The organism is Streptomyces sp. NPDC047079 (assembly GCF_040643755.1).
Taxonomy (GTDB): domain Bacteria; phylum Actinomycetota; class Actinomycetes; order Streptomycetales; family Streptomycetaceae; genus Streptomyces.
This window is the reverse complement of the sequence record NZ_JBEYUZ010000004.1, coordinates 207536-233445: the sequence shown is the minus strand read 5'-3', so window position 1 is coordinate 233445 and position 25910 is coordinate 207536. Positions and strand designations below refer to the sequence as shown.

Genomic DNA, 25910 nt, shown 5'->3' with positions numbered 1-25910 from the left:
GTTGCGCAGGCGGACCGCCAGCCAGGCGCTGGTGTACCGGTCGAGGGTCGTGCCGGCGTGTGCGGAGGCCGACCGAAGGCGCAGGTCGCGGAGGATCTGGGTATCTCGCGGGAGACGGTGAGCAAGTGGCGGGCGCGGTTTGTCGCCGACCGGCTGGACGGGCTGGTGGACAAGCCGCGGACGGATGCCCCGCGGAAGGTCACGGACGAGCAGGTCGAGCCCCTGGTCGCCCATACCCTCGGCCGGAAGCCACCGTGCGGTGACCGCAGCGGCGTCGAGCTGGAACGCGACATCCGCAGCTGGATCAACGAGTGGAACTAGTGATCCGCTTCTTGCTGCGCCTTGACGCTGTCGTAAAGGTGCCTGATGTTCGAGCTGCCGAACGAGGTCGCACCGACCCGCTCGATGATCTCCAGGAAGATGGTGTTCCTCGGGTGAACGGACTTGGCGAAGATCTGGTACAGCTGCCCGTCGTGGTCCTCGTCCACCAGGACGTTCAGATCACGCAGCTCATCGACGGGATGCCGATGCTGCGGGACCCGGTCGGCGAGCGCGGAGTAATACGCAGCCGGTGTGGTCAGCAGCTCGATGCCTCGATCGGCGAGTCGCCGCACGGTGGTGAGGATGTCCGCGGTGCTGAAGGCCAGGTGCTGCACGCCTGGACCGTCGTGTTCTTTGAGGAACCTGTCGATCTGGCCTATCGCCATACGCGTGTCCGCCTCGATGAGAGTGAACGTGACAGCGCGCGACTTGCTCTGGACCACCTTGATGATCATCCCCTGGTCACCGGTGACGATCCGCTCGGTGAGGGTGAGGTCGAAATCAAGCGTCCGCTGGTAGTACTCGACGGTCTCGTCGAGCCGGCCCGGTTCGACGCAGGCCGCGAAATGGTCCACCTTGAGCAGCCCGCTCCCTGGGACGGAGCCGCGGCCCGGCACCGCGACGAGGCCGCGCACGTCGGCTACTGTCGAGCCGTCTGGTCGCTGGATGAACGTGTGCGTCACGTCGCCGAAGCCGGCCACCGTCGCGGTGGTCACCGCTCCCTGGGTGACCGGCTCCGTGACCGGCCGCACGCCGCGCCTCACGGCCTCGGCGAACGCCCCGGCGGCGTCCGGCACCCGGATGCCGATGTCACCGACACCGTCCCCGTGCCGCTCTGTGTAGTCGCGAGCGGGATGGACCTCGCTCGACTCGGTGAGCAGCAGATCGATGCCGCCTTGCCCGACGTTGACCGACCGCGTCGCTCCGCCTGCCGGGGCCGACTTCGCGCGCACGGCGAAACAGTAACCTTCAACGAGCCAAGCGAGGCTTCGTTCGATATCTTCCACATAGAACTCGACATAGTCGATCTCCATATGCTGAAGAGCGTTCTTCACGGTCTCTACCTCCACCGGCGAACATTTGACACCTGGCGTCCCGCCCCAGCGAGCTACTTCAAGAATCACAGTGCCGGACCGGCGCTGTCGTCTCTCATGTTGCCTGCGTCATAAAATGACAGCGGGTCATGCATTCTCTGCGACAAGCCGGGAAAGCCGTTGCACGCCCTCTGCGATCTGTTCCGGCATCAGGTAGCTACAGGACAGCCGGACCGAGTGGTCGCCGCCGTCGACGTAGAAGAACCTCATCGGCGTCCACAGAACGCCGTACTGCTCCGCGGAGAGTTCGAGAAGTATCTCGTCGGCCCGGAGCGGCAGGTCGACGACCGCGAAGAAGCCGCCGCTCGGCACGTTCCACCGCACCGCGCCTTCGCCGCGCTCGGATTGCGGGAAGTGCTTCTCCAGCGCGGCGAGCAGGGTGCGCAGGTTGCTCCGGTAGAACGCGATCTTCTCCCGGTTGGCGGCGCGCAGGCCGCAGCCTGACTCGACCAGGACGCCGCCGATGACGGCCTGCGAGATCGCCGAGGTGTTCAGGGTCAGCATGCTCTTGACCGCCGACATCTCGTCGGCGAGCAGGGTGCGCCGGCCGTTCTCGCCGACCACGGTCTGGTCGGCGACGAGGAAGCCCACCCGGGCGCCGGGGAAGCAGGACTTCGAGAACGATCCCAGATAGATCACGCGTCCGTCGGTGTCCAACGACTTCAGGGTCGGACGCGGCTCGTCGTCGAGTCCGAACAGGCCGTACGGGTCGTCTTCGAGCAGCAGCAGGTCCTGCTCGCCGGCGATGTCGAGCAGCCGACGGCGGGTCGACACGGGCAGCGAGACGCCCGAGGGGTTGGAGAAGTTCGGCACGAGGTAGAGCGCGCGAGGGCGCTTGCCGGCGGCGCGGACCGCACGCACCACCTCGGCCACGGTCTCCGGCGCGAGCCCGGCTGAAGACTCCGGCACAGGCACCACCTCGACGCCGAGGATCCGAGCCGCGCCGTTCAGCCCCACGTAACAGGGCTCGACGGCCAGGACGACGTCCTGAGGACTCGTACACAGCGCCCGCAGCGCGATGACCATGGCCTCCTGGCAGCCCGCTGTGACCATCACCGAGTCCGGCGGCACCACGATGCCCTCGTCGATCTCGAGCATCCTGGCGATCAGGGTGTGGAGCTGGCCGTTGGTTCGCCCGTACTGGAGCAGCAGACCGCGCACCTGTGCCTCGGGAAGTCCGTCGGCGCGGAGATGGTTCAGATAGGCCTCGAGGTAACGCTGCACGTCTTCGGCCGAGTAGAACCCGTCGTAGGGACGCCCCGCGGCCAGCGAGATCGCGTTCGGGAACCGGCTCGCGACCTCGTTGAGGAAGTTCATCGAGGCCGCGGCCGGGTCGGACACCGAGACGTGCAGGTCGGCACGGGACAGCTCAACCATGGGGCGCAGATCCGGTCACGGCCAGCGTCGTCAGCTCCACGAGCCGGGTGCCGACGTCGATGACGGGCAGGTCGCAGACGGCAGTGATCAGCGGCAGGAGCGCGGTGAAGTGCGTGCAGGCCAGAACGACGGCGTCGAGGTCGAGGTGCTGAGCCAGGCGCAGGGTGGTCGGCAGGTGCGAGGCGGCGAAGGCCGCCTCCACGTCACCGGCCTCGATCCCGCGCACCAGCGCGGAATCCGACACGCCGAGCATCCGATGCTGGGGGGCGATCCGCAGGGCGGTCCGTTCAAAGCCGAGGAGGGCCTGCGCGTTCCCGGTGACCACCAACGACGACTTCAGCTTCGGCAGCAGTTCGCCGTAGACCGTGATCGGTGAGACGACCGGCAACGCCGCGCCGTCATGGTTCACCACCGCGGACAGGGAGTTGCAGAACAGCATTGCCTGTTCGGTCCCGCCCGCCCGCAGCTCGGCGAGGCGCTCGTGGAACGAGGCCGCCAAGGTGCCGGGGTCGTGGTACTGCAACCAGTCCTGCTCGTCGGGCGACGCCGCCATGGCGTACGGCTGCGCGGCCACCCCCTCGGCGCGCAGCAGTTCGGCGCCGAGCCCCGTGTCGTACGGGGTGCCGGCGATGACCGCCACCGCGGGCCCTGTGCCACCCATCACCATGGGATCACCGTCCTCGCGACATCCGTTTTCTTCGATGGTCGCAGCCGGGACGGCGGCCGCCGCCTTCCAGCTTGCGGCCAGTCCGGCGCGATCACCTTTCCGGGGTTGAGGATCCCGGACGGGTCGAGCGCGGCCTTCAGTGCCCGGTGCACCCGCATTCCGACGGGGCCGAGTTCTCGGGCGAGCCAGTCCCGTTTGAGCATGCCGACGCCGTGCTCGCCGGTGCAGGTGCCGCCCAGCGCGAGGCCCAGCTGCATGATGTCGTCGAACACCCGCCGCCCACGGTCCATGCTGGACGGATCCGCCCGGTCCACCACGATGACCGGGTGCAGGTTTCCGTCTCCGGCGTGCCCGACCACCGCGACCAGGAGGCCGTGTCGTGCGGAGATCTCCTCGACGCCTGTGACGAACTCGGCGATCCGCGTTCTCGGCACCGCGACGTCGTCGACCACGAGGCCACCTCGGCCGCTGGGAAACGCCTGCGTCGCAAGGCGTTCCATCGCCGGATGGGCCAGCCGGCGGGCAGCGGTCAGCGCCTGCGCCTGCTCCGCGTCCTCGGCCACATACAGTTCGCTCGCCCCGGCGGCTTGACAGCGCTCTGCGATCGCGGCCAACTCGGCCCCGGCACGGTCGCCTGTGTCCGTCGCGATCAGCAGCATCGCCGCGGCCGTACCCGGAAGGCCCATCGGCCGGTATGCCTCGATCGCCCCCAGGTGCGTGCGGTCGAGCAGCTCCAGCATGCTCGGGACGTGGCCGGCGGCGGTCACCGCCGCCACGGCGCTGCAGGCGGCCGCCACCGTGGGGTACAGCGCGACCAGGGTCCGGACCTCCTCGGCAGCGGGCCGGAGCCGAACAGTGATCTCGGTGATGATGCCGAGCGTGCCCTCCGCGCCGACGAACAGCCGGGTCAGGTCGTACCCTGCGACGCCCTTCACCGTCCGGCGGCCGCAGCGCAGGATCTCACCGTCGGCGAGCACGACCTCCAGGCCGAGCACGTACTCGCCGGTGACGCCGTACTTCACACAGCACATCCCGCCCGCGTCCGTGGAGACGTTGCCGCCGATCGTCGAGGACTCCCAGGAGCCCGGATCCGGCGGGTAGGCGAGGCCGTGCTCGGCGGCGGCGCGGCTCAGGTCGGCGTTGACGACGCCCGGTTGCACGACCGCGATCCGCTCTGCCGGCTCGATCTCGAGGACCCGGTTCAACCCGGTCAGCGACACCACCAGGGCACCGTCGACCGCGTTGGCTGCACCGGTCAGCCCTGTGCGCGCACCCTGCGGGACGACCGGCACACCGTGTGCGGCGGCCACCCGGACGGTCGCGGCGACTTCGGCGGTGTCCCGCGGGCGCACCACGGCCAGCGGCGTGCCCGCGGCGCACAGGTCAGCCTCGTCGCGGCGGTGAACGGCCAGCAGATCCGGGTCGGTGAGCACGCGATCGGCGGGCAGAACCGCCAGTAGCTCTTCGACTGTGGCATCCATTCCCGCACCGTAACGAGGCGCACCGGCAGGACTCCATCCGGCGATGCGAACACCGCATTCCGAGAGATGGGCACCGATGTGCCGGTTTGCCGCCGACGCCGCGCGATACGGGTTCACAGATCGGGAAGCCGGGCCGGTCGCGTCCTGGGAACGGGGTGAACGGCTCGACGCGGTAGGTGCCGTGCAGTGATCTTGTGCCGCGTAGCAGTCGGGACGGCGGGGGACTTCACCACCGAAGCCGTCCACCCGGGTGCGGGAGAGACGGGGACCGGTCCGGCGCCAACGCAGTCAAGCGCCGTGCCACGGGCGAGACCGATGCCGGTCCCTTTGGGACGGGCCTCCTTGCGCGTCCACACCCGGTCCACCACAGCCGGGGCTGGGCTCGCGCACCAACTCCACCGGGTCCGGGCAGACCCCCAGCCGGGCACCGAGAACCATCCGCAGCGCCACATGCGCGGCGGTACAGCACCAGCGGTCCTCCTCACGCACAAGGACCGCAGCACGCCGCTGCTCCTCGGCATCCAGCACCCCGGAGGCGACATGCACAGCTGCATCCCCGTGCCGGTGTCCATCCACCAGCCAGGGCCCTTCCCCGTCCGGTGGACCGGCCGGCCACTCACCCGGTGCCGCGCACCGTTCCGCGAGGTCCACAGGTGCTGGCGGTCTGGACGTATCGCTGATCATCGCGGAGGTACGGACAGTCGTCGACGGGACGGAAGGCCGGTCTTCTTGCCGGTCCAGGGCGGCCAGGGCCGTCACGAACTCGTGGATGAGCGCTGTAGCGGCTGGACGCGCCGTGGCTGCGCTGTATTCGGGCGGAAGGCCGCCCTGCGGGATCTGGGGCAGCGTCTGTCTCTCGCTCATGCCCTGCCTCCGGAAGGGGTGGTGCCGGAGCCGCGCAACAGCAACACGGTCCACAGCACGGACAGCGACGATGGCACTCCCCGCCGGGGACAGGCATCTTCGGCCGTGCTCCGCCTGCCACTGGTGAAGTGCTCCCCGCCGAACCGACTGGGGCAACGCGCGAGAAGCGCAGCGGCGCCCCGTACCTCACCATGAGCGGGATGCGTGCCACGGCCGGGGCGCCGGCACAGACCCCGCCGCACCCCGCGGCCTGGACGAAGGAGGAAACCATGCTGGTCTGTGTGACGGGCGGCACCGGTTTCGTCGGCTCCCACTCCGTCGCGGCCATCCTCCGTTTCGGCGCGCGGGTGCGGATACTGGCCCGCGACCCCGCCGGTGCCGACCGGGCGCTGCGGCCGCTGGGTATCGACCCGGCGGCCGTCGAGGTCGTGACCGGTGATGTCACCGACGCAGCGGCGGTGGCCAGGGCTGTCGACGGCGCAGACGCAGTGCTGCACGCGGCGTCCGTGTACTCCTTCGACAGCAGACGGCGCGCCGAGATGCGCAGAACCAACGTGCGCGGCACCCGGCTGGTGCTGAGTTCCGCCGTGCGTGCCGGGGCCGACCCCGTCGTCCACGTCTCCACCGTCGGCGCGCTGTACCCCACCGCCCAAGCGGCGATCCGGGCGGACTCCCCCCTCGGCATGCCGCACGAGGCCTATCTGGCAAGCAAGTCCGTGGCCGAAGGCATCGCCCGTCTGCACCAGGAGGAGGGCGCGCCCGTGGTGATCACCTACCCGCCGGCGCTGCTCGGGCCGCACGACCCCCACCTGGGTGACCAGAACGCCCGGCTGCGCAACGCGCTGCGCGGTCTGATGCCCGTCTGGCCGCGCGGCGGCTTCCCGGTGGGCGATGTCCGGGACACTGCGGAACTGCATGCGGAGCTGCTCGCCAAGCCGGCGGGGGCACGGGAACGGCACTTCGGGCCGAACCGGTATCTGACCACCCAGCAGTACGTCCGCACTCTTCGTGAGGTGACGGGCCGGGAGCTGCCCGCGGTGTTCCTTCCGGCCCGCGCGATGCTTCCGCTCGGGGCCCTGACCGGCGTGCTGCAGCGGATCTGGCCCTGGCACATCCCTGCCGAACACGGCGCCGTGTACACCTGCGCGCACGCGGTCCCCGTAGGCCCGGACGTCTCCACGTACGGCATCGGCCCGCGGCCCGCCGCCGACACCATGGCCGACACGGTTCGCTGGCTGCATGGCACGGGCCGGATATCGGCCCGCCAGGCCGGCTCGGCAGCAGCCGTGCCCGAGGCTTCCCGGGCATAGGAACTGCTGCCGGCCGGGGAGCAGACAACCCCGGCGCCACCCGGGACGCCGATACCTGCCGGCGCAGTCGGTGGCCGACGCCGACCTGCAGTTGAAGCCGGCCGACGTGCTGGACCCGCCGGTGCTGCTCACGCTCATGGACGTGCGGCGGACTGCCTTGGATGTCGCGCGGCGGGCTGAACGGAACGGCGGGTTGAGCGGCTCGCCGGTCTGACAGCGGCGGTGTCGCAGGACACCGCCGCTTCCGGCATTCTGCTTGCGCGGAGCCGGGTGCCGACCATGTCAGTGCGCAAGGGCAGGTTCGAGGTCGCGCGGACCGACTCGGCCGCGCGACCCTACGCTCCCTACCCCTGAGGCGCAGCCCGCACCGTCACCGGCACCCCGTTGAACACAGCGGTCCCCGACACCCCGTCCAGCACCGCGTCGTCGGTCAGGATGTTAGTGTTCACCCCGGGGTCCCGGCGCGCCACCCTCTGTGGGGAGTCCTGGTGGCCCCAGCCGTGCGGCAGACTCACCACGCCGGGCATGATCGTGTCGGTGACCTCGATCGGCACTGTCAACTCGCCGACCGCCGAGCCGATCAGCGCCGGCGTCGTGGCGTCCAGGCCGAGCCGGGCGGCGTCGCCCGGGTGAATCTGGAGCGTGCAGAGGTTGGTGCCGCCGCGAAGCTCCTCCACGTTGTGCAGCCAGCTGTTGTTCGACCGGAGGTGGCGGCGGCCGATCAGCACGAACTCCGGCGGCTCGGCGTCCAGACAAGCGCGCAGCCGTTGGGCCTCCGCGACGAGTTGCGGCGGCGCCAGGTCCACCCGGCTGTCCGGGGTGCGGAGCAGGGCCGGCAGGCGTGATTGCAGCGGCCCCAGGTCCAGGCCGTGCGGCGCGTCCAGCAGTGCCTTGAGCGACAGGCCGTAGCCGCCGGCCCGTAGCAGCGCGTCCACGATCTTCTCGGTGCCGTCCTCCCCGTCGAGCGTGTCGACCGCCTCCCCGGTGATGCCGAGCTGGTCGAGGAGCATCTCCTCGGCGCGGGTCGGCTCGGTGCCGACGCCTGGCCCTGGCCCGGCGGCGATCAGCATCAGCCGGGCCAGGATCTCGGCCTCGGAGCGCTGGTCGTCGTCCAGCGGCAGGATCGCGCGGGAATAGCGCGCGTAGTTGCGCACCATGATGATCTGCACCAGGAAGTCGAAGTGCGGACTCTGGAGCGTCCGCGGCGGCGGCAGGATCACGTCGGCCAGGCGCGTCGTCTCGTTCAGGTACGGGTCGACGCAGACCACGAAGTCCAGCCCCTCGATGGCCCGGGCCAGCCGGGGAGCGTTGGGGGCCGAGGACGCCGGGTTCCCGGCGACCGTCACCAGTGCCCGGACCTGCCCCTCGCCCGGAGTCTCGATCTCGTCGGCCAGTGTTGCGACCGGGTACTCCCCGAGCACCTCCGGCAGTCCCCGCACCCGGCTGTGCCACTTCCCGGTCGAGAACGCCGGGCCCGCCCGGAAGATCTCGAGCGCCGCCGTCTCGGCGAACATCACGCCGCCCCGGCGGTCCAGGTTGCCCGTCAGGGTGTTGAGGACATCCACCAGCCACTGGGCCACCGTGCCGAACGGCGTCGTGCACGTCCCGATCCGCGCGTAGACCGCGGCCGAGGGCGCGGCGGCCAGCTCCCGGGCCGTCCGCACGATGGTCTCCGGCGCGATGCCGCACACCGGTCCCACGGCCTCCGGCGGGAAGTCGCGGGCCAGCTCGCGCAGTTGCTCCAGCCCGGAGACCGGCAGAGCGATCCGTTCCAGACCCTCGTCCAGCACGGTGTGCACCATCGCCATCAGCAGCAGCGGATCGGTGCCGGGCCGGACGGACAGGTGCTCGTCGGCCAGCGCGGCGGTGCGGGTGCGCCGGGGGTCGACGACCACCACCTTCCCACCCCGCCGTCGTAGAGCCTTGAGACGCCCGGCGAAGTCCGGAGCCGCGCACAGCGAGCCGTTGGACTCCGCCGGGTTCGCACCCAATATCAGCAGGTGGTCGGTGTGATCCAGGTCCGGCACCCCGATCGCCATCGCATCGCCGAACATCAGGCCGCAGGCGACCTGCTTGGGCATCTGGTCCGCGGTACTGGCCGAGTACACGTTCTTCGACCCCAGGGCCTGGGTGATCGGCTGGCGGTAGAGATACGCGGCGATGGTGTGGAACGTCGGGTTGCCGAAGTACAACGCCACCGCGTCCCGGCCGTGCGTGCTGATCACCTCGGACAGGCCGGCGTCCACCGCGGCGAACGCCTCCTCCCAGCCGACCTCCCGCAACTCGCCATCCTGGCGGAGCAGTGGTCTGCGCAGCCGGTCGGGATCCTCGTCCACCTTTCCCAGCACCGCACCCTTGGGACAGATGTATCCCTTGGAGAGGGGGTCCCGCTCGTCCCCGGCGACCCGGAGGACGCGGCCGTCGTCGTCCAGATCGAGCCGCAGAGCACAGCCTGCCTCACACAGCGGACAGGTCCGGTACGCGGTACGGGTCCTGATTTTCTGGTCCGTTATGTTTTTGATGGTCACCACTACTCCCGTGGGGATGGCGCCTGATTCCCGACGACAGGGTATTCGGGAACCCGCCCGCGCGAGGCCATGCTCTTCCACAGCCGCATTCTGCGAGATGGGACCGTCCCCGGAATTGACCGGAGTGAGTCAGCATTCTGAAAGATGCTCAGGATACGACTGCCAGGCGGGAATGAACGCCTTGTCGTTGAGCAATCTGGGAGGATGTCGGCAGGCCTGGGGCTGCGAAGGTTGTGGGGGAATGCTCGGAGCCTGCATGGAAGGTGAGCGACTGATGGCTGTTGCTGCGATCCAGGACGTGCGAGACGTGCTGGCCGCTTACCCCGAACTCGCGGACGCCGCCGTCCTGACACATGCTCAGGATCCTGCCGGCCAGGTCCATGTGGCCTATGTCGTGCCCGGCAGCCCCGGCTTCGACATGGCCGCGCTGCACAAGTACCTCAGGGGGGCGCTGCCCGGCGCGGCGGTGCCGGCGGCGATCGTGGTCGTCGACGCCATGCCGGTGGCCTCCGACGGGACGCCGGAGCCGCGGGCGCTGCCGGCACCTGATCTGCGGGGCCTGAGGCCCTACCGGTCGCCGGAATCGGCCCGCCAGGAAGTGCTGTGCACGATCTTCGCCGAGGTGCTCGCCAGGCCCCGGTGCGGCCTGGACGACGACTTCTTCACCATGGGCGGCGAGTCCATCGACGCCATGCTGATCGCCAGCCGCGTCGGCCAGGCGGTCGGCCTGGAGATATCGATGAACGAAGTCTTCGACGCGCCCACCGCGGCGGAGCTCGACCGGCTCCTGGACACGCTGAGCACCGAGGTCTGACGATGGTCGACGTCGCCAACCGGATGCGGGGCCTGCAGGAGTCCTCGATCACCGCTATGACGGTGCGTTGTCAGGAGCTCGGTGCCATCAACATCGCGCAGGGACTGTGCCAGGTCCCACCGCCTCCTTCGCTGCTGGCGGAGGGCGCGCGGGATTTCCGGGACATCGACCATTCGTACAGCGCGCCCGAAGGATTCGCCGTCTTCCGCGAAGCTGTCGCCGACAAGCTGAAGAAGTGCAGCGGGCTCAGCGTCGAGCCGGCGACTCAGATCGTGGCAACCGTCGGCGCGACCGGCGCCCTCATGGCCACGCTCACAGCGCTGCTCAACCCGGGAGACGGCGTGCTCCTTTTCGAGCCCTTCTACGGCAACTATCCGACCGCGCTCGGGGTGCTGGACCTGCGCGCGGAGCCGGTTCGGCTCTTCGGCCCGGGTTTCGAGGTCACCGAGGAGGCGCTGCGATCGGCTGTCACCGACCGCACCCGAGCGATGATCGTCTGCACGCCGAACAACCCGAGCGGGCGACGGCTCACCATGGCCGAGCTCATGGCGATATCCGCCGTCGCGGAGGAGCACGATCTGCTCGTCATCACCGACGAAGTCTATGAGGACATCTACTTCGGCCCGGCCCCGCACATCGCCCCGGCGACCGTCGGCGATCTCGGCAGGCGCACGGTGACGGTGTCGTCGCTGGGGAAGTCGTTCAGCGTTCCCGGATGGCGGCTCGGTTACGCCTGCGGCCCGGAACGGCTGATGGACGCGGTCAGGGTCGCGGCCGAGTCGCTCGTGGTCTGCCCGCCGGCTCCGCTCCAGGAACTCGGCGCGCGGGCGCTGAGGCTGGGCGACGACTACTATCGCGGCCTCCGCGCGATGTACGACCGGAAGCGCCGAGCCCTGACGGAAGGCTTTGTTGCCGCCGGGCTGTCGCCCAACGAACCGGACGGCTCCTACTACCTGTTCGTCGATTGCTCGCCCTTGGGAGTGACGACCGGGGCGGAAGCGACGGAGATCCTGCTGCAGCGAAGCCTCGTCGGAACGGTGCCCGGAGAGACCTTCTACCTGAACTCACCGGACCTTCCGTACATTCGCGCGTGTTTCTCCCTTCCGGACGAAGTCATAGCCGATGCCGCCGGCAGGTTGGCGAGAGGGGTCTGACCATGACCGAGAACGTGAGTGAGTCGGCCGGAGGCCGCGCGGTTCTCGTGACCGGGGCGGCCCGGGGTATCGGGTGGGCCGTCGCGCGGCGGTTCGCGAAGGCCGGTGACCGGGTGGCGATCCTGGACCGGGTGCCGGGTGAGGTCGCCGAGAAACTGGTGGCCGGGCTTGACGGCGGCGGGCATGTCGTCGTCGAGGCCGACCTGACCGACAGTGAGGCTGTATTGGCGGCAGTGGACTCGGCCGTCGCCCAACTGGGCTGTCTGGACGTCCTGGTGAACAACGCCGGCATCTTCGTCGCGCACCCGATCACCGAGGTCGACTACCCCACCTGGCAGGAGCTGTGGCGCTCGACGTTGGGGGTCAACCTGGTCGGCGCGGCCAACGTGACCTGGTGTGCGGTCAGGCACATGAAGGAGCGGGATCGCGGTGGGCGGATCATCAACGTCTCGTCACGGGGCGCGTTCCGCGGCGAGCCGGACGTGCCTGCCTACGGAGCCAGCAAGGCGGGCCTGAACTCGTTGACCCAGTCGCTGGCGCTCGCGCTCGCGCCGCACCGGATCGCGGTCTCCGCAGTGGCACCCGGGTTCGTGGCCACCGACATGACCACGGAGTGGCTCAAGCCGCCGAGCGGCGACGAGATCAGGGCACAGAGCCCGTTCGGCCGCGTCGCAGAGCCGGATGAGATCGCCGCTGCCGTCTTCTACCTGGCCTCCGCTCAGGCCGAGTGGGCCAGCGGCGCCATCCTCGACCTGAACGGCGCCTCCTACCTGCGCACCTGAGCGGGTGGTGGGGCGGCTGTTGCCGCCCCACCACCACAGGCGTCAGCGGGAGACATCAGAGGCCGGTCCGCTGCTCCATGAGGGCGGCGATGTCCGTCACCCTGTCGAGCTCGATCAGCTCGTCGTCGGTGATCTCGATGCCGTGGTGCTGGCTGAGCACCAAAGACAGCTCGACGACGGCGAGTGAGTCTATGCCCGCCTCTTCGAGGGTCGCGTCCGGATGCACGCTGTCGGCGTCCAGCAGCAGGACATCGACCATGATTGCCTTCAGCTGCTCGTACATTGCGTCCTCCGGTGTCCAATAGCTCCGATGCCCTACGCATCGTGGAGTTCGAGGTGGGGCCAGGTCAGCGTGGTGGCGCCCCAGGTGAGGCCGCCGCCGAAAGCGACGAGCAACAGCCGGTGGCCCGCTTCGATGCTCCCGTCCGCCGTCGCCTGGGCGAGCAGGACCGGGATCGAGGCGGCGGCGGTGTTGCCGACGTCGGCGATGTTCTGTGCCATCACGTCCCGGCGCAGGCCGAGCCGCGCAGCCAGCGCGGCGCTGACGCGCGCGTTCGCCTGGTGGGTGACCACGCGGTCGACGTCGCCCAGCTGCCAGCCGGCCAGGTTCAGCGCCTCGGTCCCCGCAGCGCTCATCCGCTCGACCGACTGCCGGAACACCTCGCGTCCCCGCATCCGGAAGTACTGCGACCCGTCGTCGGGGACCGGTCCCGGGAACGGCTGTCGCGCACCGCCGGCCTTGACCGTGATCAGCTCGCTGCGATCACCGTCGCTGCCCAGGACCAGCGGGCCGACGGCTCCCGGCTCGTCGGCCCGGCCGCGCCGCAGCACCACCGCGCCGGCGCCGTCGCCGAAGATCGGCAGGGTCGTCCGGTCGTCCGGGTCGAGCAGGGTGGAGAACGCCTCCGCTGCGATCATCAGGACGCGCTCGGCCAGCCCCGCCGCGATGAAACCCGCCGCCGTCGCCAGGCCGTAGAGGAATCCGGTGCACACGGCGGAGACGTCCAAGGCTGCGACACCGCCGAGGCCGAGGCGCGAGGCCACCTCGGGCGCGGTCGCCGGGCAGCGCTGGTCCGGGGTGGTGGTCGCCAGCACGACGGCGTCGATCTGCCCGCCGCCGGCCGACTTGAGCGCGGCCCGGCCCGCCCGGACCGCGAGGTCGGATGTCGCCTCGCCCGGCTCGACCCAGCGGCGCCGGGAGATCCCGGTCCGTCCCACGATCCAGTCTTCCGAGGTGTTCAGACGCGCGCACAGTTCCGCGTTGGTGACGATCCGGTCCGGCACCCGGTACCCGATGCCGCAGATGACCGCCCGATCCGCGGCCCCGCCCGTGCCACCGGTCACGGCTTGTCCCCGATCCCGGCGCCTCTCAGGGCCAGCGCGACATCCATGATGAGGTCCTCCTGGCCCGCGACCGCCTGGCGCCTGCCCAGTTCGAAGAAGACATCGCGCGGATCGACGTTCTCGCGCGCGGAGATGTCGAGCACTCGGGTCTTGAATCCGGAGAACACTCCGGCCAGGCCGCTGACGACGGAGATGGAGTCGATCGTGGGCGGCGCGGGCATCAGTTCCCGTTCGGCGATGTCCGCCGCGTCCAGGAGCCCGTACAGGTCGATGCCGGTCCGGTACCCGAGTCGTTCGAGCACCGGCACCAGTACCTCCAGCTGGGTGTTGCCCGCGCCGGCACCGAAGCCCCTCGCGCACGCGTCCAGGATGTCCGCTCCCGCGTCGGCGGCCGCGACGGAGTTCGCGACGGCCATGCCCAGGTTGTTGTGCCCGTGGAAGATCACCGGCACGTCGACGGCCGCGCGGATGGCCCGGATGCGCTCGGTGACGTCGGGCGGGAGGTAGTGGCCGGCGGAGTCGAGGATGCCCACCCCGGTGGCACCGTAGCCGACCAGGCGCGCGCATTCCTCGGCGAGCTGGTCCGGGGTCGCCATGTGGCTCATCAGGAGGACGCCGTGCGCCTCGACACCCTCGTCGCGCAGGAAGCCGAGGTGCCGTTCGGCCAGGGTCGCCTCGGTGCAGTGAGTGCCGATGCGGACCAGGTCGACCTCGTGCGCGATGGCGTTCTTGATGTCCTGGACCGTGCCCCAGCCCGGAAGCAGGAAGACGCCCAGTTTGCTGTTCGTCAGGGCTTCCCTGGTGATCGACAGCATCTCGTCGTCGTTGAGCTTGGCGAGGCCGACCTGGAGAGAGGACGCGCCCAGCCCGTTGCCATGGCCGACCTCGACCACCGGAACGCGCGCGGCGTCCGCCGCCCGGGCGTACGCGCGCAGCTGGTCCGCGCCGAGGCGGTGCCGGACGGCGTGGTGGCCGTCCCGCAGACTCGGGTCGTGGATCTGGATCGGCTTGCCCGGGGTCTCCGGTCCTGTCGCCTCGGTCATGACTTCCCCACGCCTGCCATCGAGAGCCGTTCCGCCGCGTGGCTCTCCGCGACGAGGATCGCGGCGGAATTGATGATGTCGAGGTTCCCGGCGTACCGCGGGATGCGGTCCCCGGACGAGGTGACCTCGACGGAGACGAACGCCTTGCCGTCATCCACGGTGCACGCCTTCACCTCGAAGCCGCCGGCGTAGGAACGGACTTCGTCCGCGGCTGCCGCCACCAGCGGGGACACCGATTCGGTGGTGAGATCCGGGCCCAGCAGGGACATCGCGACCCGGAAGGTCGCCGGGGGCCGCGCGGGGCTGATGTTGAGCATCACCTTGACGTCCCTGACACCGGTGAAGCAGCGGATCGCTTCCTGCGTGGTCTCCACGTACTCGTCGAGGTTCATGCGCGTCCCGTGACCGATGCTCAGGGTGGCGCAGGTCGTCACCACCTCGATGTAGTCGATCTGGTGGGTCCGCGTTATCGCGTGCAGGATCGGCACCGACGCCTGCCCGCCGCAGCTCACCATGCTGAGGTCACGGTGGCCGGGGATGTCCGCCCGGTTGACGGTCGGGATGATCATCCGCCCGCTCCGGCTCGGCGTCAGGTCGATCAGCGTCGTGCCCAGCGGCGAGAGCTTCTCCACGTGCCGAGCGTGGGAGGCCGCGCTGGTGGCGTCGAAGACCACGTCGAAGGGGTGCTCGACGTCCACCAGGGACTCCACGCCCCCGGCCGAAACCGGCACGCCCAGTGCCGCCGTCCGCCGCAGTGCCGGCGCGGCTTCGTTGCGGCCCGCGACCAGCCGCAGATCGAGACGACCGGAACGGATGATCTTGGCCACCAGATCGATGCCGATGAGGCCGGTGCCGAGCACCGCCACGGACAGCCTGCCGGCCGCTGCCTGGGAGTCGTTGTAGGTCATTCGTCGCTCCTGACGCGAGAGGACATCTCAGTCGCGGGCGCGCTTGTACGCCAGCGTGACGCCGTCGAAGATGGGGAGCATGGTCAGCTCGACTCGCTCGTCGTCAAGCAGCGTGGCGTTCAGCGCACGCATCGAGTCGATCTCCGGGTCGCTGATGTCCGGTCGCGCGACGTTGCCGGTCAGAAGGACGTTGTCGATCGCCATCAGACCGCCTGGCCGCAACAGCTCGAGGCAGCGCTCGAAGTAGAGCGGGTAGCCTTCCTTGTCGGCGTCGATGAAGACGAAGTCCACGGTGCCGGCCGCGCCGTCGGCCAGCAGCATGTCCAGGGTCTGGGCCGCCGGGCGCAGTTCGAGCTGGATGCGGTCGGCGACGCCGGCCCGCTCCCAGAACGGGCGCCCGATGCCGGCCCACTCCTCGTTGAAGTCGAGCGCTATGAGGCGGCCGCCCGGTGGAAGCGCGCGGGCCATGCACAGCGTGCTGTAGCCGGTGAACACCCCGACCTCGACGACGGTTTTGGCCGACATCAGCCCGACGAGGAAGCCGAGAAGCTGCCCCTGCTCCGGCGAGGCCGACATGTTGTGTTCGAACACCTGCGAGGTGGTGGCCGCCCGCAGCTCGCGCGCGATGTCGTCCTCGCGAAGCGACACGTCCTGCACGTATTGCTGGATCTCATCGTCGAGCACCAAATGAACAAGCACCGGTTCCCCCTCGCGACACCGATGTATGACGACCGGCGTTCATCGTGTCAGGGAAGAACACGGCCAACGTCTCCGAAGTTGCGCATCGGAACAGGCGGCAACGGTGCACAGCAAGGAAGAAGGCGATCCGGGCTGACGCCTTTGGCATGGTTATGAAGGAATGCAAGGAACCGGTCTCATGAATACGAAGCATGTTCCTTCATGACGACAGCCGAATACACAGAGCTATGCGGAGAGTGGCACATGACAGCCTTTTCTATTCCCGCCCGGTTCGCTGAGCAGGTCGCCAGGACGCCGCATGCGACAGCCGTGTCCGAGGCTGCGACCGGGGCCGCTCTGAGTTATCAGGAACTGGACCGGCGAGCCAACCGGCTCGCGCGTCATCTGATCAGGCTCGGGGTCGGCCGCGAGGATCGGGTCGGGGTTCTGATGGAGCGGTCCGCCGATCTGGTGGTCGCGCTCCTTGCGATCCTCAAAGCCGGCGGGGTCTACCTGCCGGTCCACGAGGCCGACCCCGCGGACCGGCGGCAGTTGATCGTGGACCGCGCCCGCCCCGTGCTGCTGCTCGTGGACGACGCGATGCGCCTGGCCGGCGTGCCCGACCGCGTACCGGTCGTCGCGGTGCACGACCCGGAGATCGCCGGGGAACCGATCGACGATCCGCAGGTGCGGATCCATCCCGATCAGTTGGCCTACGTGATCCACACGTCCGGTTCCACCGGCCAGCCCAAGGGCGTCGCGGTGACCCAGCGGGAAGTGGTGCGGCTCCTGGTGGATCCGCAGTGGGCCGTCGAGCGGCACGCGCGGGTGCTGCAGTTGGCGCCGTACGCCTTCGACGTGTCCGCGTACGAGATCTGGATGCCGCTGCTGCACGGCGGCCAGGTGGTCGTCGCGCCCCCCGGCCGGCTGGAGCCCTCGGTCCTGAGTGAGCTGATCAGGAAGTACGAGATCACCGGGCTCCACATGACCGCCGGCCTGTTCCGGGTGTTCGCCGAAGAGTCCCCCGCGACGTTGGCCGGCGTGCGCGAAGTGCTCACCGGCGGCGACGTGATCTCGCCGGTGGCCGTCCGCCGGGTGCTCGAGGCCTGCCCCGACATCGTGATCCGCGCGCTGTACGGCGCGACGGAGGGAAGCGTGTTCTCGGCGCACTGTGTGATCACCCGCGAGACGGAACCCGACAAGGTCGTGCCGGTCGGCGACGTCTTCACCGGGATCCGCATCCACATCCTGGACGAGGGCCTCACGCCCGCGCCGGCCGGCGCCGTCGGCCAGATCTACCTCGCGGGCGAAGGCGTCGCCCGCGGGTACCTCGGCCAGCCCGGCCTGACCGCCGAGCGGTTCGTGGCCGACCCGTTCGGCCTGCCGGGATCGCGCATGTACCGGACCGGCGACATGGCCCGCCGGACCGCCGACGACACGATCGAGTTCGTCGGCCGGGAAGACAGCCAGGTGAAGATCCTCGGCTTCCTGGTCGATCTGGCCGAGGTGGAGGCGGCGCTGGCCGACCATCCGGGGCTGACGCAAGTCGTCGTCCTGGCACGCGAGCGGGAAGACGGGAACAAGCAGCTGGTCTGCTATGTCGTAGCCGAGCCGGGCACGGTCGACCTGGCGGCGGTACGCGCACACGCCAGGACGAAGCTGCCCGGCTACATGACGCCGGAGGCGTTCGTCCGGCTCGACGCGCTGCCGCTGACCGCCAACGGCAAGCTGGACCGCGCGGCGATGCCGGAACCGGACTTCAACCAGGTCGTCGCCTCCCGTGCGCCACAGACGCCGCTCCAGCAGGAGCTGTGCGCGATGTTCAGCTCCCTGCTCGAGGTGCCCGAGGTGGGGATCGACGACAGCTTCTTCGACCTCGGCGGCCAGTCTCTGCAGGCGATCCGGCTGTGCAACCGGATCGGCGCCGCAGTCGGCGTCGGGGTCTCGGTGAACAAGCTGTTCGACAACCCGACCGTGGCCGAGCTGGCGGCGTACATCGACGCCAAGCGGGCCGCGTACCGGGCTACGGCGGCCTCCTGATGACGGGGCCGACCCGGCCGCTGACCGGTGCCGAGTACCTCGAGAGCATCCGTGACGACCGCGAGGTCTACATCTACGGAGAACGGGTGGCCGACGTCACCGGGCATCCGGCGTTCCGCAACCCGGCCCGGATGATCGCCCGGCTCTACGACGCGCTGCACGATCCGCAACACCGGGACGTGCTCACCACTCCGACGGACGCCGGCGGCCCCGGCGGCTTCACACATCGCTTCTTCACCACGCCGCACAGCGCCGTCGATCTGGTCGCCGACCAGCAGGCCATCGCGGCGTGGTCCAGGCTGACCTACGGCTGGATGGGACGCAGCCCGGACTACAAGGCCTCGCTGCTCGGCACGCTCGGCGCGAACGCGGACTTCTACAACCCGTTCGCCGACAACGCGCGGCGCTGGTACCGGGAGTCGCAGGAGAAGGTCCTGTACTGGAACCACGCCATCGTCAACCCGCCGGTGGACCGGCATCGGGCACCGGACCAGGTCGGCGACGTGTTCGTGCACGTCGAGCGGGAGACCGACAGCGGCGTGATCGTGAGCGGGGCGAAGGTCGTCGCGACGAACTCCGCGCTCACGCACTACAACTTCGTCGCCCACACCGGCCTGCCGGTCAAGGACCGCAAGTTCGCCATCTCGGCCACCGTGCCGATGAACGCGCCCGGGCTGAAGCTGATCTGCCGGCAGTCCTACTCCGCCGCGGCGGAGGCGACCGGCAGCCCGTTCGATTACCCGCTGTCGTCCCGGCTGGACGAGAACGACTCCATCCTGGTCCTGGACAAGGTACTGATCCCGTGGGAGAACGTGTTCATCTACGGCGATGTCAACAAGGTCGGCATGTTCAGCGGGCACTCCGGGTTCGTCGAGCGGGCCATGTTCCACGGCAGCACGCGGCTCGCGGTGAAGCTGGAGTTCATGGCCGGTCTGCTGGCCAAGGCTTTGGACATCACCGGGGCCGCCGACTTCCACGGCGTGCAGACGAGGCTGGGCGAGGTGCTCGCCTGGCGGAACCTGTTCTGGGGGCTGTCCGACGCTGCGGCGCGGAACCCGGTGGAGTGGCGGGACGGGGCGGTGTTGCCGAACCCCGACTACATCATGGCGTACCGGTGGTTCTCCCAGGTCGGCTACAACAGGGTCCGGGAGATCGTGCTGCAGGACGTCGCGAGCGGACTGATCTACCTGCCGTCCAGCGCGCAGGACTTCCGCAATGAGGAGATCCGGCCGTACCTGGACACCTACCTGCGCGGCTCGCACGGCGTCGAAGCCGTCGAGCGGGTGAAGGTGATGAAGCTGCTCTGGGACACGATCGGCACGGAGTTCGGTGGCCGGCACGACCTCTACGAGCGCAACTACTCCGGCAACCACGAGAACACCAGGATCGAGTTGCTCCGCGGCCAGATCGGCGATGGGAAGATGGACGGATACCGAGAGTTCGTCGATCGCTGCCTGGCCGAGTACGACCTCGACGGTTGGCGGGCACCCGACCTCGCGCCGGTTCGGATCCCTGCGTTCTAGGGACACGCAGAGCGCGAATCAGCCGGCGCGCACCGGGGTGCGTGCCGGCTGACGGTATCCGTCACGATGCTGATGTGACGCTCCACGCCGCCAGCTGCCGCTCACGCGTCAGCTCCTCCTCGTCCGGGACGAAGCGCCTCATGGCGCGGCGCAACAGCGGCGGCGTCACCAGCGAAGTGACCATCGCCATCAGTGCCAGGACCGTGAACGCGTCGGGGCTGAGCACCCCGAGCTGGAGTCCGGCCATCGCGATCACCACGCCGACCACACCGCGGGCGTTCATGCCGATGCCGAGTGCCATCCCCTCGGCCGGCTCGAGCCGGCCGGCCCGGGCGCCGAGGTAGGCGCCGGCGAACTTGCCGACCGTCGCGACGGCCACCACCGCCACCGCAGCGGCCAGCACCGGCGGGTGCCGCAGCGCCGTGAGATCCATGCGCAGGCCGATCGCGGCCAGGAACAGCGGCGCCAACACCGCCATGACGATCGACCGCAGCGGCGCGAGCTGCGCCGGATCGGCGAGGCTGAGCAGACTGACGCCGGCGACGAAGGCCCCGAACAACGGTTCCAGCCCGGCGGCCGCGGTCGCCGCGCCGGCGGCGAAGCAGAGCACGACGGCGACCGCGATGGTCGGGCCCGGGTCCGCGAGCCGAGCACAGACCCGCAGCATCGGTCCGACGATCCGGCGAGCCAGGACCGCCACCACCAGGATCACGACCAGGTAGCCGAACGTCCGGGGCAGCGAGGCGTCCGCGGAGTCGTGGGCCGCGAGCGCCGACGCGACCGACAGCAGCAGCCAGGCCGCCGCGTCGTCGAACAGCGCCGCGGTCATGATGAGCTGCCCGAGATTGCGGTGCAACAGGTCCAGGTCGCTCAGGATCTTGGCGATCACCGGAATGGCCGTGACGCACATCGCGACCCCGACGAACAGCGCGAACGTCGCGCGCGGCATGTGGGCCGGGATCAGGGAGCCGGGCAGCAGGAACCCGGTCGCGATCCCCAGGCCGCCGGGGACGATCAGCCCGCCGAGGCTGATCCGCAGCGCGACGGAGCCGCGGCGGCGCAGCAAGCCGTGGTCGAGCTGCGCGCCGGTGATGCCGACCAGGAGCAGCGCGCCGAGTTGGGTGAGCCCGTCGAGCAGATGGGCCTGCTCGGCGGCAACCGGAAACAGCCAGTGCTGCAGGCCTGGGGCGGCGTGCCCGAAGACCGTCGGCCCGGCCAGGACGCCGGCGAACAGCTCGCCGGTGAGCGCGGGCAGGCCGAAGCGGACCGCCAACCGGCCCAACGCCAGGGCGAGGGCCAGCAGGAGGGCGATCTGCAGCAGGAAGGTGATCAGATGGGGTGTGGAAAGGGGTTGGATCACGGGGCGGCCTCGCTGGATTCTCGTCGGATCAAGGGGGCCGGGCATTGAGGTCGTCGGTGGCGCGGTGAACTCGAACCCGAGCTCGATCGCCGGCACGCCAGGTCGCCGAAGTCCCAGACCCGGATGACGGTTTCTCTGGAGCTACGCCGAAACCTTCTGCGTTCTAAGAACGCCGGCAGCAGCCACGGCCGCCGCCCCTGGTCACGCCCTGGCTCGGCGCCGATTGCCGGTTACTCATCGTGCACCCTTCTGCGTGTCGCATGGAGTGGTGCCGTCAAGCCTTCCGGCAACGGCTACCCTGCGCTTCTCCCTGCTTGCCTCACTCGTGGATCCTCCGGATCGCCGTAACTCATAGTGGCCGCCAAGCGGTTCCCGGCTCGTTGAACGGGTTGACCGGAGCTTCTCCACCTACGGCTGGTCCCGGGGCTCTCCCCACCCTCCGCTGGTCACGGACCGTGAGTCTTGGGCCTGCACGGGGCCGGCGCCGTTCGCGGTGCCGGGCCCGTGCCATTCACACACCGTGTGCGACGGGGACACGCATATGCCTTTCGCACACTCTCCCCACGCGTCCACCAGCCGGGTTGACTCTTCATGTGCATGCAAGGGATGTGCCGACTACGGAAAGGAGCGGACACGTGACCGCCGACCCCGAGCATCCCGTGATCCATGGAGAAGTCGCAGAGTTACGCCGTCGCCTCGATGTGGCGCACGCACGGGTCGAGGGAGGTCTGGCCCTGCTTGGTCATCGCGCCGAGCAGAACGCCAAGGATCTCGACGAACTGACGGTGAGGGTCGTGGCGCTGGAGCACACGCGCTGGCCGCTGCCCGCGGTGGCCGCCCTCACGGCGGTGGGCGCGCTCGTCGTGGCGATCTGGCAGGCACTGGGCCGCTAGGGGGTCCCCGTCGCGGTGGGGGTCAGGGCAATGCGTCCTGCCCGAGCCTGAGGTGGTGCAACAGGAGTAACGCGGCCGCCATGTTGGCGGCCGGGACCTCCCCGCGGGCGACCAGGTCGGGGACGAGCTTGAGGGGAACCCATTCCCGACGGTCCGACTCGAAGTCGTCCACGGGGTGTCCGACGTACTCTCCCTCGCCGGCCCAGTAGACGTGGTGCCGGGCGTCGGTGAGTCCGTTGGACGGTTCGACGCTCATGAGATGGCGCAGAGGTCCCGGCCGCCAGCCGGTCTCCTCCTCGAGTTCGCGGGCCGCCGCGGCGACGATGTCCTCGCCGTCCTCCACGACCCCCGCCGGGAGCTCCCACCCCCAGCTGTCGGTGATGAAGCGGTGCCGCCACAGCAGCAGTACCTCGTTGGCCTCGTTGACGACGGTGGCCACGGCGACGGGCCGAAGCCGTATCAGGAAGTGGTCCAGGTGCCGGCCGTCCGGCAACTCCACATCCGCCAGATTGACGCTGAACCAGCGGTTTGCATACACAGTTTGTTCGTTCAGTTTCGTCCACTGCACGGTTCTGCCACCTTCCGCTGAGTAAGTGGCAATATCGCAGCAGGAGCGGTGACTCAGCAGGCTCACAGCGGCGCACGCCCGGCGCAGCGGCGGGCGCGGCGGTCTCCACCGGGGGGAAGACCGCCGGGCCGGGGCGACCCTCCGGCAGCGGCCGACCGGCTCTCTACAGCGGTACGCGCAGGGCGCCGTCGATGAGTTCGGCCGCCTCGGCCGTTCCCGCGCAGCCACTGCGCGCCAGGTGTTCGCGTACCGCACGCAGTCTGTCGCGCAGCCGCATGGACTCCATCCCCCGCGCCTGTTCCGCCATTTCGACCGCGGTGGCCACCGCCTTGTCGGCGTTGCCCTGCCGTAGTTCGATCTGGCTGAGCATCGCGAGCCGGTGCACCCGGCCACGGTCGTGCGCGGGCGTGTCCACGGCGGCCGCGGCGTGCTCCCCCGCCGCCGTCAGATCACCGAGGCTGAGCAGTGCCTCCGCGACCTGGACGTTGACGAGACCGGGCTGGACATAGCCGGTCTCGTCGGGTTCGTGGCCGCGCCGGATGCGCTCGGCGGCCGACTCGGCCCGCCGGATGCAGGACAGGGCGCTCGTCGCATCGCCGAGATGCGCGTACGCCTTCGCCTGCATCGCATAGAGGTCGGAGGCGAGCGCCGGGGTGATGTGCGTGCCCGCCGTGCGCAGTGCGGCCTCGGCGAAGGCGACGGCCTGCCGGTACTCCTTCATGAACAGTGACTGGTTGACGAGCAGCGCTATCACATACGCGCCGAGCCCGCGGTCCCCGCTGGCCTTCGCCAGGCGCAGGGCCTGGTGGAAGTAGCGCTGGGCGAGGCCGTGGGCGTCCGAGTCGTACGCGCAGATGCCGGCGATCGCCACCAGACCGCCGGTGGCACGGTGCAATTGGCGGCCCATGGCGTCGGTGTAGCTGCCGCGCAGCAGCGGCGCCGTCTCGGAGTTGAGGAAGCCGACGATCCGGCTGCGGGTCGCTATGCCGCCCGCCTTGCGGTACATCTGCTCGTAGTGGGCGCGGGCAGCACGCAGCATCTCGACGTCGGCGGGGGTTACCCGGTGCCGGCCGCCCCGCGAGACGTCCACGTCCTCGGGCGGGTTCTCCCACTCCCACACCGGCATCACGGCGGGTGTGCCCGTGACCGCCGGGGCATCGAGGATGTGGGGGCGCTGCTGTTCGTCGGAGCGCCACAGGGCGGTGGCCCGTTCGACGAAACCCGAGAGGCCGGAGCCGTGCGGGGCGGCCGGTTCACCCGGCACACCGAGGCCGATGTCGTCGAGGGTCACCGGGCGGTGCAGCCGGGCGGCGAGCACCTCGCAGATCAGGTCGGGCACCTGGCCGCGCGGACGCTGGCCCTTCAACCACCGCGCCACGGCGGTGTGTTCGTACCTCAGCGCGAGTCCGCGCGCCCGCCCCACCTGGTTGACATGCGCGGCGAGTCCCGCGTGGGATATCCCGGCCTCGTCGAGGATCGCGTCGAGCAGGGTGTTGGGCTGCATGAAAGGCCCTCCGGTGGCTCGGTGCGGACAGCGTAGTGCGTCGGGGTTCACACGGGGTGTGAACCAAGTGCGCGCATCCGGGCTGTGCGTGCGCTGTTGCGGAGAGTTTCCGGCCGGTTGACTGAAACCCCTCGCAAGAGGCCGGCGGGCCGCCGGCTCCCCCTCGTACAGTGCGGCGGCCCGACTCCGCGCCGTCCGCCCAGCTGCCTGCCCGACACTCCGTGGCGGGGCGGACGGCGCGACGGCGCTCCGCCGGGCACGTCGGCCGGCTACCGGTGCTTCGTCGGACGCGGATCCGTGGTGGCTTGTCGCGAGGTTCCCCACGCACCTGCCGGGGCGCCTCCGCGGCGGTCGTTGCGCAGGACCAGAAGGGCCACGTCGTCGGTGAAGCGTGCGCCGGTGTGGTGGAGCAGATCCGCGAAGACGGTGCGCAGCACGCTCTGGGGTACGACGTCGTCGCTGACGGCCCTGGCCAGGGCGGTGGACAGGGGGAAGAAGCCCCCGTGCGGGTCGCGGGCGTCCTCCGCTCCGTCGGTGTGCAGGAACAGCGCCTGTCCGGGCGGCAGTCGCCCGCAGTCGGTGGCGGGCAGGTCGTCCGGAAGCGGGAACGGCCCGAGTGGAGGCAGGGGTTCGGACCGGCTGAGGGGGACGGCCCTGCCCCGCTGGAGCAGATACGGCCACGGATGGCCGCAGTTGAGGGCGCGCAGCTCTCCCTCGCGGCCGATCTCCAGCAGCAGGAGCGTCACGAACTCCTCCACGACCGGGCTGTCCGGCTCCCGGCCGGACGAGGGGTGTTCCGCCCGGACCCGCTCGCGCAGGTGCCGGGCCAGCGCCCGGTCCAGTCGGCGCAGCAGCGGGGCGAGTTCGGACTCGTCGTGCGCCGCCTCGCGGAAGCTGCCGAGAACGGCGGCGGCGGTGGCGAGGGCCGTCAGTCCGTGTCCGCGCACATCGCCGATCACGACGCGGACCCCGTGCTCCGTGGCGATCACCTCGTACAGATCACCGCCGACGACGGCCCCGCGGTCCGCGGACACCTGGGCGGCGGCCACGCGCAGCCCGTCGATCCACGGCGGCAGCGGGCGCAGCAGCACGCTCTGGGCGGCGCCCGCGACCTTCCGGGCCTGCCTCAGCTCGCGCAGGTACGCGTGCCGGACGTGCAGGAGCAGCCCCGCGCCGGCCGCAAGGAACGCCGCGCTGCCCACGACCCGCGCACCGATGGTGTGCTGCTCGGCGAGCGGACAGGCCAGCTTGTACGTGATCGCGGTCGCACCCCATACGGTGGGCAGCCCGACCGCGAGCGCCCGCCGCAAACGCCGGGGGCCCCTGCGGGAGCCATGGCGGACGCCCCGGGCGACGGCGGAGCCCCACCGGCCGCGGGAATGTACATCCGGCCGCGGCCCGCGAGGGGACCCAGCCTTGATACGGATCATGCCGGCCCCCCATGAGAGCCCTGAGTGCGCAGAAGCGGCCCGCGGAGTCCCACCTCACGCTCCTGGGGCGGTCCGATTCTGTCGACCGGACCGGCCGCCGGTAGGGATCATCCGGACTCGCCACCCTAATGAGTGAGGTGGGCGAGGGGATCACGGAGGCGCGCCCGTATGCGACGAGGGGAGCCGCGCGGCCGGGAACGACCTGCGGCTCCCCTCGTCCCGGTCCG

General features: G+C 70.2%; 23 protein-coding genes. 9 read left to right on the top strand and 14 right to left on the bottom strand.

The window, feature by feature from the left end:
• The first annotated feature begins 57 nt into the window (after nucleotides 1–57).
• On the top strand, nucleotides 58–321 hold the full coding sequence (locus ABZ823_RS08085) for a helix-turn-helix domain-containing protein (protein ID WP_361655318.1): 264 nt from the start codon (nucleotides 58–60) through the stop codon (nucleotides 319–321).
• Here ABZ823_RS08085 and hppD read toward each other — a convergent pair.
• The 4 genes from hppD to ABZ823_RS08065 all read right to left on the bottom strand — a co-directional run bounded on the left by hppD (nucleotide 318) and on the right by ABZ823_RS08065 (nucleotide 4940).
• Nucleotides 318–1355 (bottom strand): 4-hydroxyphenylpyruvate dioxygenase, encoded by a 1038-nt coding sequence (gene hppD, locus ABZ823_RS08080; RefSeq protein WP_361655885.1) that lies wholly within the window; start codon nucleotides 1353–1355, stop codon nucleotides 318–320. The genes ABZ823_RS08085 and hppD overlap by 4 nt on opposite strands.
• A gap of 147 nt (nucleotides 1356–1502) precedes the next feature.
• On the bottom strand, nucleotides 1503–2792 hold the full coding sequence (locus ABZ823_RS08075) for a PLP-dependent aminotransferase family protein (RefSeq protein ID WP_361655315.1): 1290 nt from the start codon (nucleotides 2790–2792) through the stop codon (nucleotides 1503–1505).
• On the bottom strand, nucleotides 2785–3459 hold the full coding sequence (locus ABZ823_RS08070) for a hypothetical protein (protein WP_361655313.1): 675 nt from the start codon (nucleotides 3457–3459) through the stop codon (nucleotides 2785–2787). The genes ABZ823_RS08075 and ABZ823_RS08070 overlap by 8 nt, the downstream gene beginning before the upstream one ends.
• A complete protein-coding gene (locus ABZ823_RS08065; protein ID WP_361655310.1) occupies nucleotides 3453–4940 on the bottom strand; it encodes an FAD-linked oxidase C-terminal domain-containing protein in 1488 nt (495 codons plus the stop codon). The genes ABZ823_RS08070 and ABZ823_RS08065 overlap by 7 nt, the downstream gene beginning before the upstream one ends.
• A gap of 1064 nt (nucleotides 4941–6004) precedes the next feature.
• Between ABZ823_RS08065 and ABZ823_RS08060 the strand changes: the two genes are divergently transcribed.
• Both ABZ823_RS08060 and ABZ823_RS08055 read left to right on the top strand, forming a co-directional pair.
• Nucleotides 6005–7114, top strand: coding sequence for an NAD-dependent epimerase/dehydratase family protein (locus ABZ823_RS08060; protein ID WP_361655308.1), 1110 nt, complete (start codon nucleotides 6005–6007; stop codon nucleotides 7112–7114).
• A gap of 70 nt (nucleotides 7115–7184) precedes the next feature.
• Nucleotides 7185–7328, top strand: coding sequence for a hypothetical protein (locus ABZ823_RS08055; protein WP_361655306.1), 144 nt, complete (start codon nucleotides 7185–7187; stop codon nucleotides 7326–7328).
• Between the two features lie 130 nt (nucleotides 7329–7458).
• Here the strand turns inward: ABZ823_RS08055 and ABZ823_RS08050 are convergent, their stop codons facing one another.
• Entirely contained in the window at nucleotides 7459–9642 is a 2184-nt protein-coding gene (locus ABZ823_RS08050) for a molybdopterin-dependent oxidoreductase (protein WP_361655303.1), read from the bottom strand.
• 274 nt (nucleotides 9643–9916) lie between these two features.
• On the opposite strand from ABZ823_RS08050, the gene ABZ823_RS08045 reads away from it, so the two are divergent.
• The 3 genes from ABZ823_RS08045 to ABZ823_RS08035 are packed head-to-tail and all read left to right on the top strand — an operon-like array spanning nucleotide 9917 to nucleotide 12392.
• Entirely contained in the window at nucleotides 9917–10456 is a 540-nt protein-coding gene (locus tag ABZ823_RS08045) for a phosphopantetheine-binding protein (protein ID WP_361655300.1), read from the top strand.
• Between the two features lie 2 nt (nucleotides 10457–10458).
• Nucleotides 10459–11610 (top strand): pyridoxal phosphate-dependent aminotransferase, encoded by a 1152-nt coding sequence (locus tag ABZ823_RS08040; protein WP_361655297.1) that lies wholly within the window; start codon nucleotides 10459–10461, stop codon nucleotides 11608–11610.
• Nucleotides 11611–11612: 2 nt separating this feature from the next.
• A complete protein-coding gene (locus ABZ823_RS08035; RefSeq protein WP_361655295.1) occupies nucleotides 11613–12392 on the top strand; it encodes an SDR family oxidoreductase in 780 nt (259 codons plus the stop codon).
• 55 nt (nucleotides 12393–12447) lie between these two features.
• Here ABZ823_RS08035 and ABZ823_RS08030 read toward each other — a convergent pair whose 3' ends face one another.
• Genes ABZ823_RS08030 through ABZ823_RS08010 form a run of 5 tightly spaced genes read right to left on the bottom strand, consistent with a single transcriptional unit; the run spans nucleotide 12448 to nucleotide 16371 of the window.
• Nucleotides 12448–12675, bottom strand: a complete 228-nt coding sequence (locus ABZ823_RS08030) for an acyl carrier protein (RefSeq protein ID WP_039658261.1) — start codon at nucleotides 12673–12675, stop codon at nucleotides 12448–12450.
• Between the two features lie 32 nt (nucleotides 12676–12707).
• Complete coding sequence (locus ABZ823_RS08025) at nucleotides 12708–13736, bottom strand: beta-ketoacyl-ACP synthase III (RefSeq protein WP_361655292.1); 1029 nt, start codon at nucleotides 13734–13736, stop codon at nucleotides 12708–12710.
• Nucleotides 13733–14779, bottom strand: coding sequence for a 4-hydroxy-2-oxovalerate aldolase (dmpG, locus tag ABZ823_RS08020; protein WP_361655290.1), 1047 nt, complete (start codon nucleotides 14777–14779; stop codon nucleotides 13733–13735). The genes ABZ823_RS08025 and dmpG overlap by 4 nt, the downstream gene beginning before the upstream one ends.
• A complete protein-coding gene (locus ABZ823_RS08015; RefSeq protein ID WP_361655288.1) occupies nucleotides 14776–15687 on the bottom strand; it encodes an acetaldehyde dehydrogenase (acetylating) in 912 nt (303 codons plus the stop codon). Before ABZ823_RS08015 ends, dmpG begins: the two co-directional genes overlap by 4 nt.
• A gap of 27 nt (nucleotides 15688–15714) precedes the next feature.
• Nucleotides 15715–16371 carry a class I SAM-dependent methyltransferase gene (locus ABZ823_RS08010; protein ID WP_361655285.1) on the bottom strand — a complete coding sequence of 219 codons (657 nt, stop codon included), beginning with the start codon at nucleotides 16369–16371 and terminating at the stop codon, nucleotides 15715–15717.
• Between the two features lie 216 nt (nucleotides 16372–16587).
• On the opposite strand from ABZ823_RS08010, the gene ABZ823_RS08005 reads away from it, so the two are divergent.
• Both ABZ823_RS08005 and ABZ823_RS08000 read left to right on the top strand, forming a co-directional pair.
• Nucleotides 16588–18405, top strand: coding sequence for a non-ribosomal peptide synthetase (locus tag ABZ823_RS08005; protein ID WP_361655282.1), 1818 nt, complete (start codon nucleotides 16588–16590; stop codon nucleotides 18403–18405).
• Entirely contained in the window at nucleotides 18405–19928 is a 1524-nt protein-coding gene (locus ABZ823_RS08000) for a 4-hydroxyphenylacetate 3-hydroxylase N-terminal domain-containing protein (protein WP_361655279.1), read from the top strand. Before ABZ823_RS08005 ends, ABZ823_RS08000 begins: the two co-directional genes overlap by 1 nt.
• 61 nt (nucleotides 19929–19989) lie before the next feature.
• Here ABZ823_RS08000 and ABZ823_RS07995 read toward each other — a convergent pair whose 3' ends face one another.
• Nucleotides 19990–21288, bottom strand: a complete 1299-nt coding sequence (locus ABZ823_RS07995) for a cation:proton antiporter (RefSeq protein WP_361655277.1) — start codon at nucleotides 21286–21288, stop codon at nucleotides 19990–19992.
• Between the two features lie 635 nt (nucleotides 21289–21923).
• Here ABZ823_RS07995 and ABZ823_RS07990 point away from each other — a divergent pair.
• Nucleotides 21924–22181, top strand: a complete 258-nt coding sequence (locus ABZ823_RS07990) for a hypothetical protein (RefSeq protein WP_361655274.1) — start codon at nucleotides 21924–21926, stop codon at nucleotides 22179–22181.
• Between the two features lie 22 nt (nucleotides 22182–22203).
• Here the strand turns inward: ABZ823_RS07990 and ABZ823_RS07985 are convergent, their stop codons facing one another.
• From ABZ823_RS07985 to ABZ823_RS07975, 3 genes are all read right to left on the bottom strand, one after another.
• Nucleotides 22204–22749 carry an NUDIX domain-containing protein gene (locus tag ABZ823_RS07985; protein WP_361655271.1) on the bottom strand — a complete coding sequence of 182 codons (546 nt, stop codon included), beginning with the start codon at nucleotides 22747–22749 and terminating at the stop codon, nucleotides 22204–22206.
• A 163-nt stretch (nucleotides 22750–22912) separates the two neighbouring features.
• Nucleotides 22913–24253, bottom strand: a complete 1341-nt coding sequence (locus ABZ823_RS07980; protein ID WP_361655268.1) for a transcriptional regulator — start codon at nucleotides 24251–24253, stop codon at nucleotides 22913–22915.
• Nucleotides 24254–24522: 269 nt separating this feature from the next.
• Entirely contained in the window at nucleotides 24523–25683 is a 1161-nt protein-coding gene (locus ABZ823_RS07975) for a PP2C family protein-serine/threonine phosphatase (protein WP_361655266.1), read from the bottom strand.
• Between the last annotated feature and the right edge of the window lie 227 nt (nucleotides 25684–25910).

What these genes read in the sequence shown, in the direction of transcription:
- ABZ823_RS08015 (WP_361655288.1), bottom strand. Translation starts at nt 15,687, where the DNA reads ATGACCTACAACGACTCCCAGGCAGCGGCCGGCAGGCTGTCCGTGGCG.
- ABZ823_RS07975 (WP_361655266.1), bottom strand. Translation starts at nt 25,683, where the DNA reads ATGATCCGTATCAAGGCTGGGTCCCCTCGCGGGCCGCGGCCGGATGTA.
- ABZ823_RS08060 (WP_361655308.1), top strand. Translation starts at nt 6,005, where the DNA reads ATGCGTGCCACGGCCGGGGCGCCGGCACAGACCCCGCCGCACCCCGCG.
- ABZ823_RS08045 (WP_361655300.1), top strand. Translation starts at nt 9,917, where the DNA reads ATGGCTGTTGCTGCGATCCAGGACGTGCGAGACGTGCTGGCCGCTTAC.
- ABZ823_RS08035 (WP_361655295.1), top strand. Translation starts at nt 11,613, where the DNA reads ATGACCGAGAACGTGAGTGAGTCGGCCGGAGGCCGCGCGGTTCTCGTG.
- ABZ823_RS08075 (WP_361655315.1), bottom strand. Translation starts at nt 2,792, where the DNA reads ATGGTTGAGCTGTCCCGTGCCGACCTGCACGTCTCGGTGTCCGACCCG.
- ABZ823_RS08030 (WP_039658261.1), bottom strand. Translation starts at nt 12,675, where the DNA reads ATGTACGAGCAGCTGAAGGCAATCATGGTCGATGTCCTGCTGCTGGAC.
- dmpG (WP_361655290.1), bottom strand. Translation starts at nt 14,779, where the DNA reads ATGACCGAGGCGACAGGACCGGAGACCCCGGGCAAGCCGATCCAGATC.
- hppD (WP_361655885.1), bottom strand. Translation starts at nt 1,355, where the DNA reads ATGGAGATCGACTATGTCGAGTTCTATGTGGAAGATATCGAACGAAGC.
- ABZ823_RS08070 (WP_361655313.1), bottom strand. Translation starts at nt 3,459, where the DNA reads ATGGTGATGGGTGGCACAGGGCCCGCGGTGGCGGTCATCGCCGGCACC.
- ABZ823_RS07980 (WP_361655268.1), bottom strand. Translation starts at nt 24,253, where the DNA reads ATGCAGCCCAACACCCTGCTCGACGCGATCCTCGACGAGGCCGGGATA.
- ABZ823_RS08065 (WP_361655310.1), bottom strand. Translation starts at nt 4,940, where the DNA reads ATGGATGCCACAGTCGAAGAGCTACTGGCGGTTCTGCCCGCCGATCGC.
- ABZ823_RS08000 (WP_361655279.1), top strand. Translation starts at nt 18,405, where the DNA reads ATGACGGGGCCGACCCGGCCGCTGACCGGTGCCGAGTACCTCGAGAGC.
- ABZ823_RS08040 (WP_361655297.1), top strand. Translation starts at nt 10,459, where the DNA reads ATGGTCGACGTCGCCAACCGGATGCGGGGCCTGCAGGAGTCCTCGATC.
- ABZ823_RS08005 (WP_361655282.1), top strand. Translation starts at nt 16,588, where the DNA reads ATGACGACAGCCGAATACACAGAGCTATGCGGAGAGTGGCACATGACA.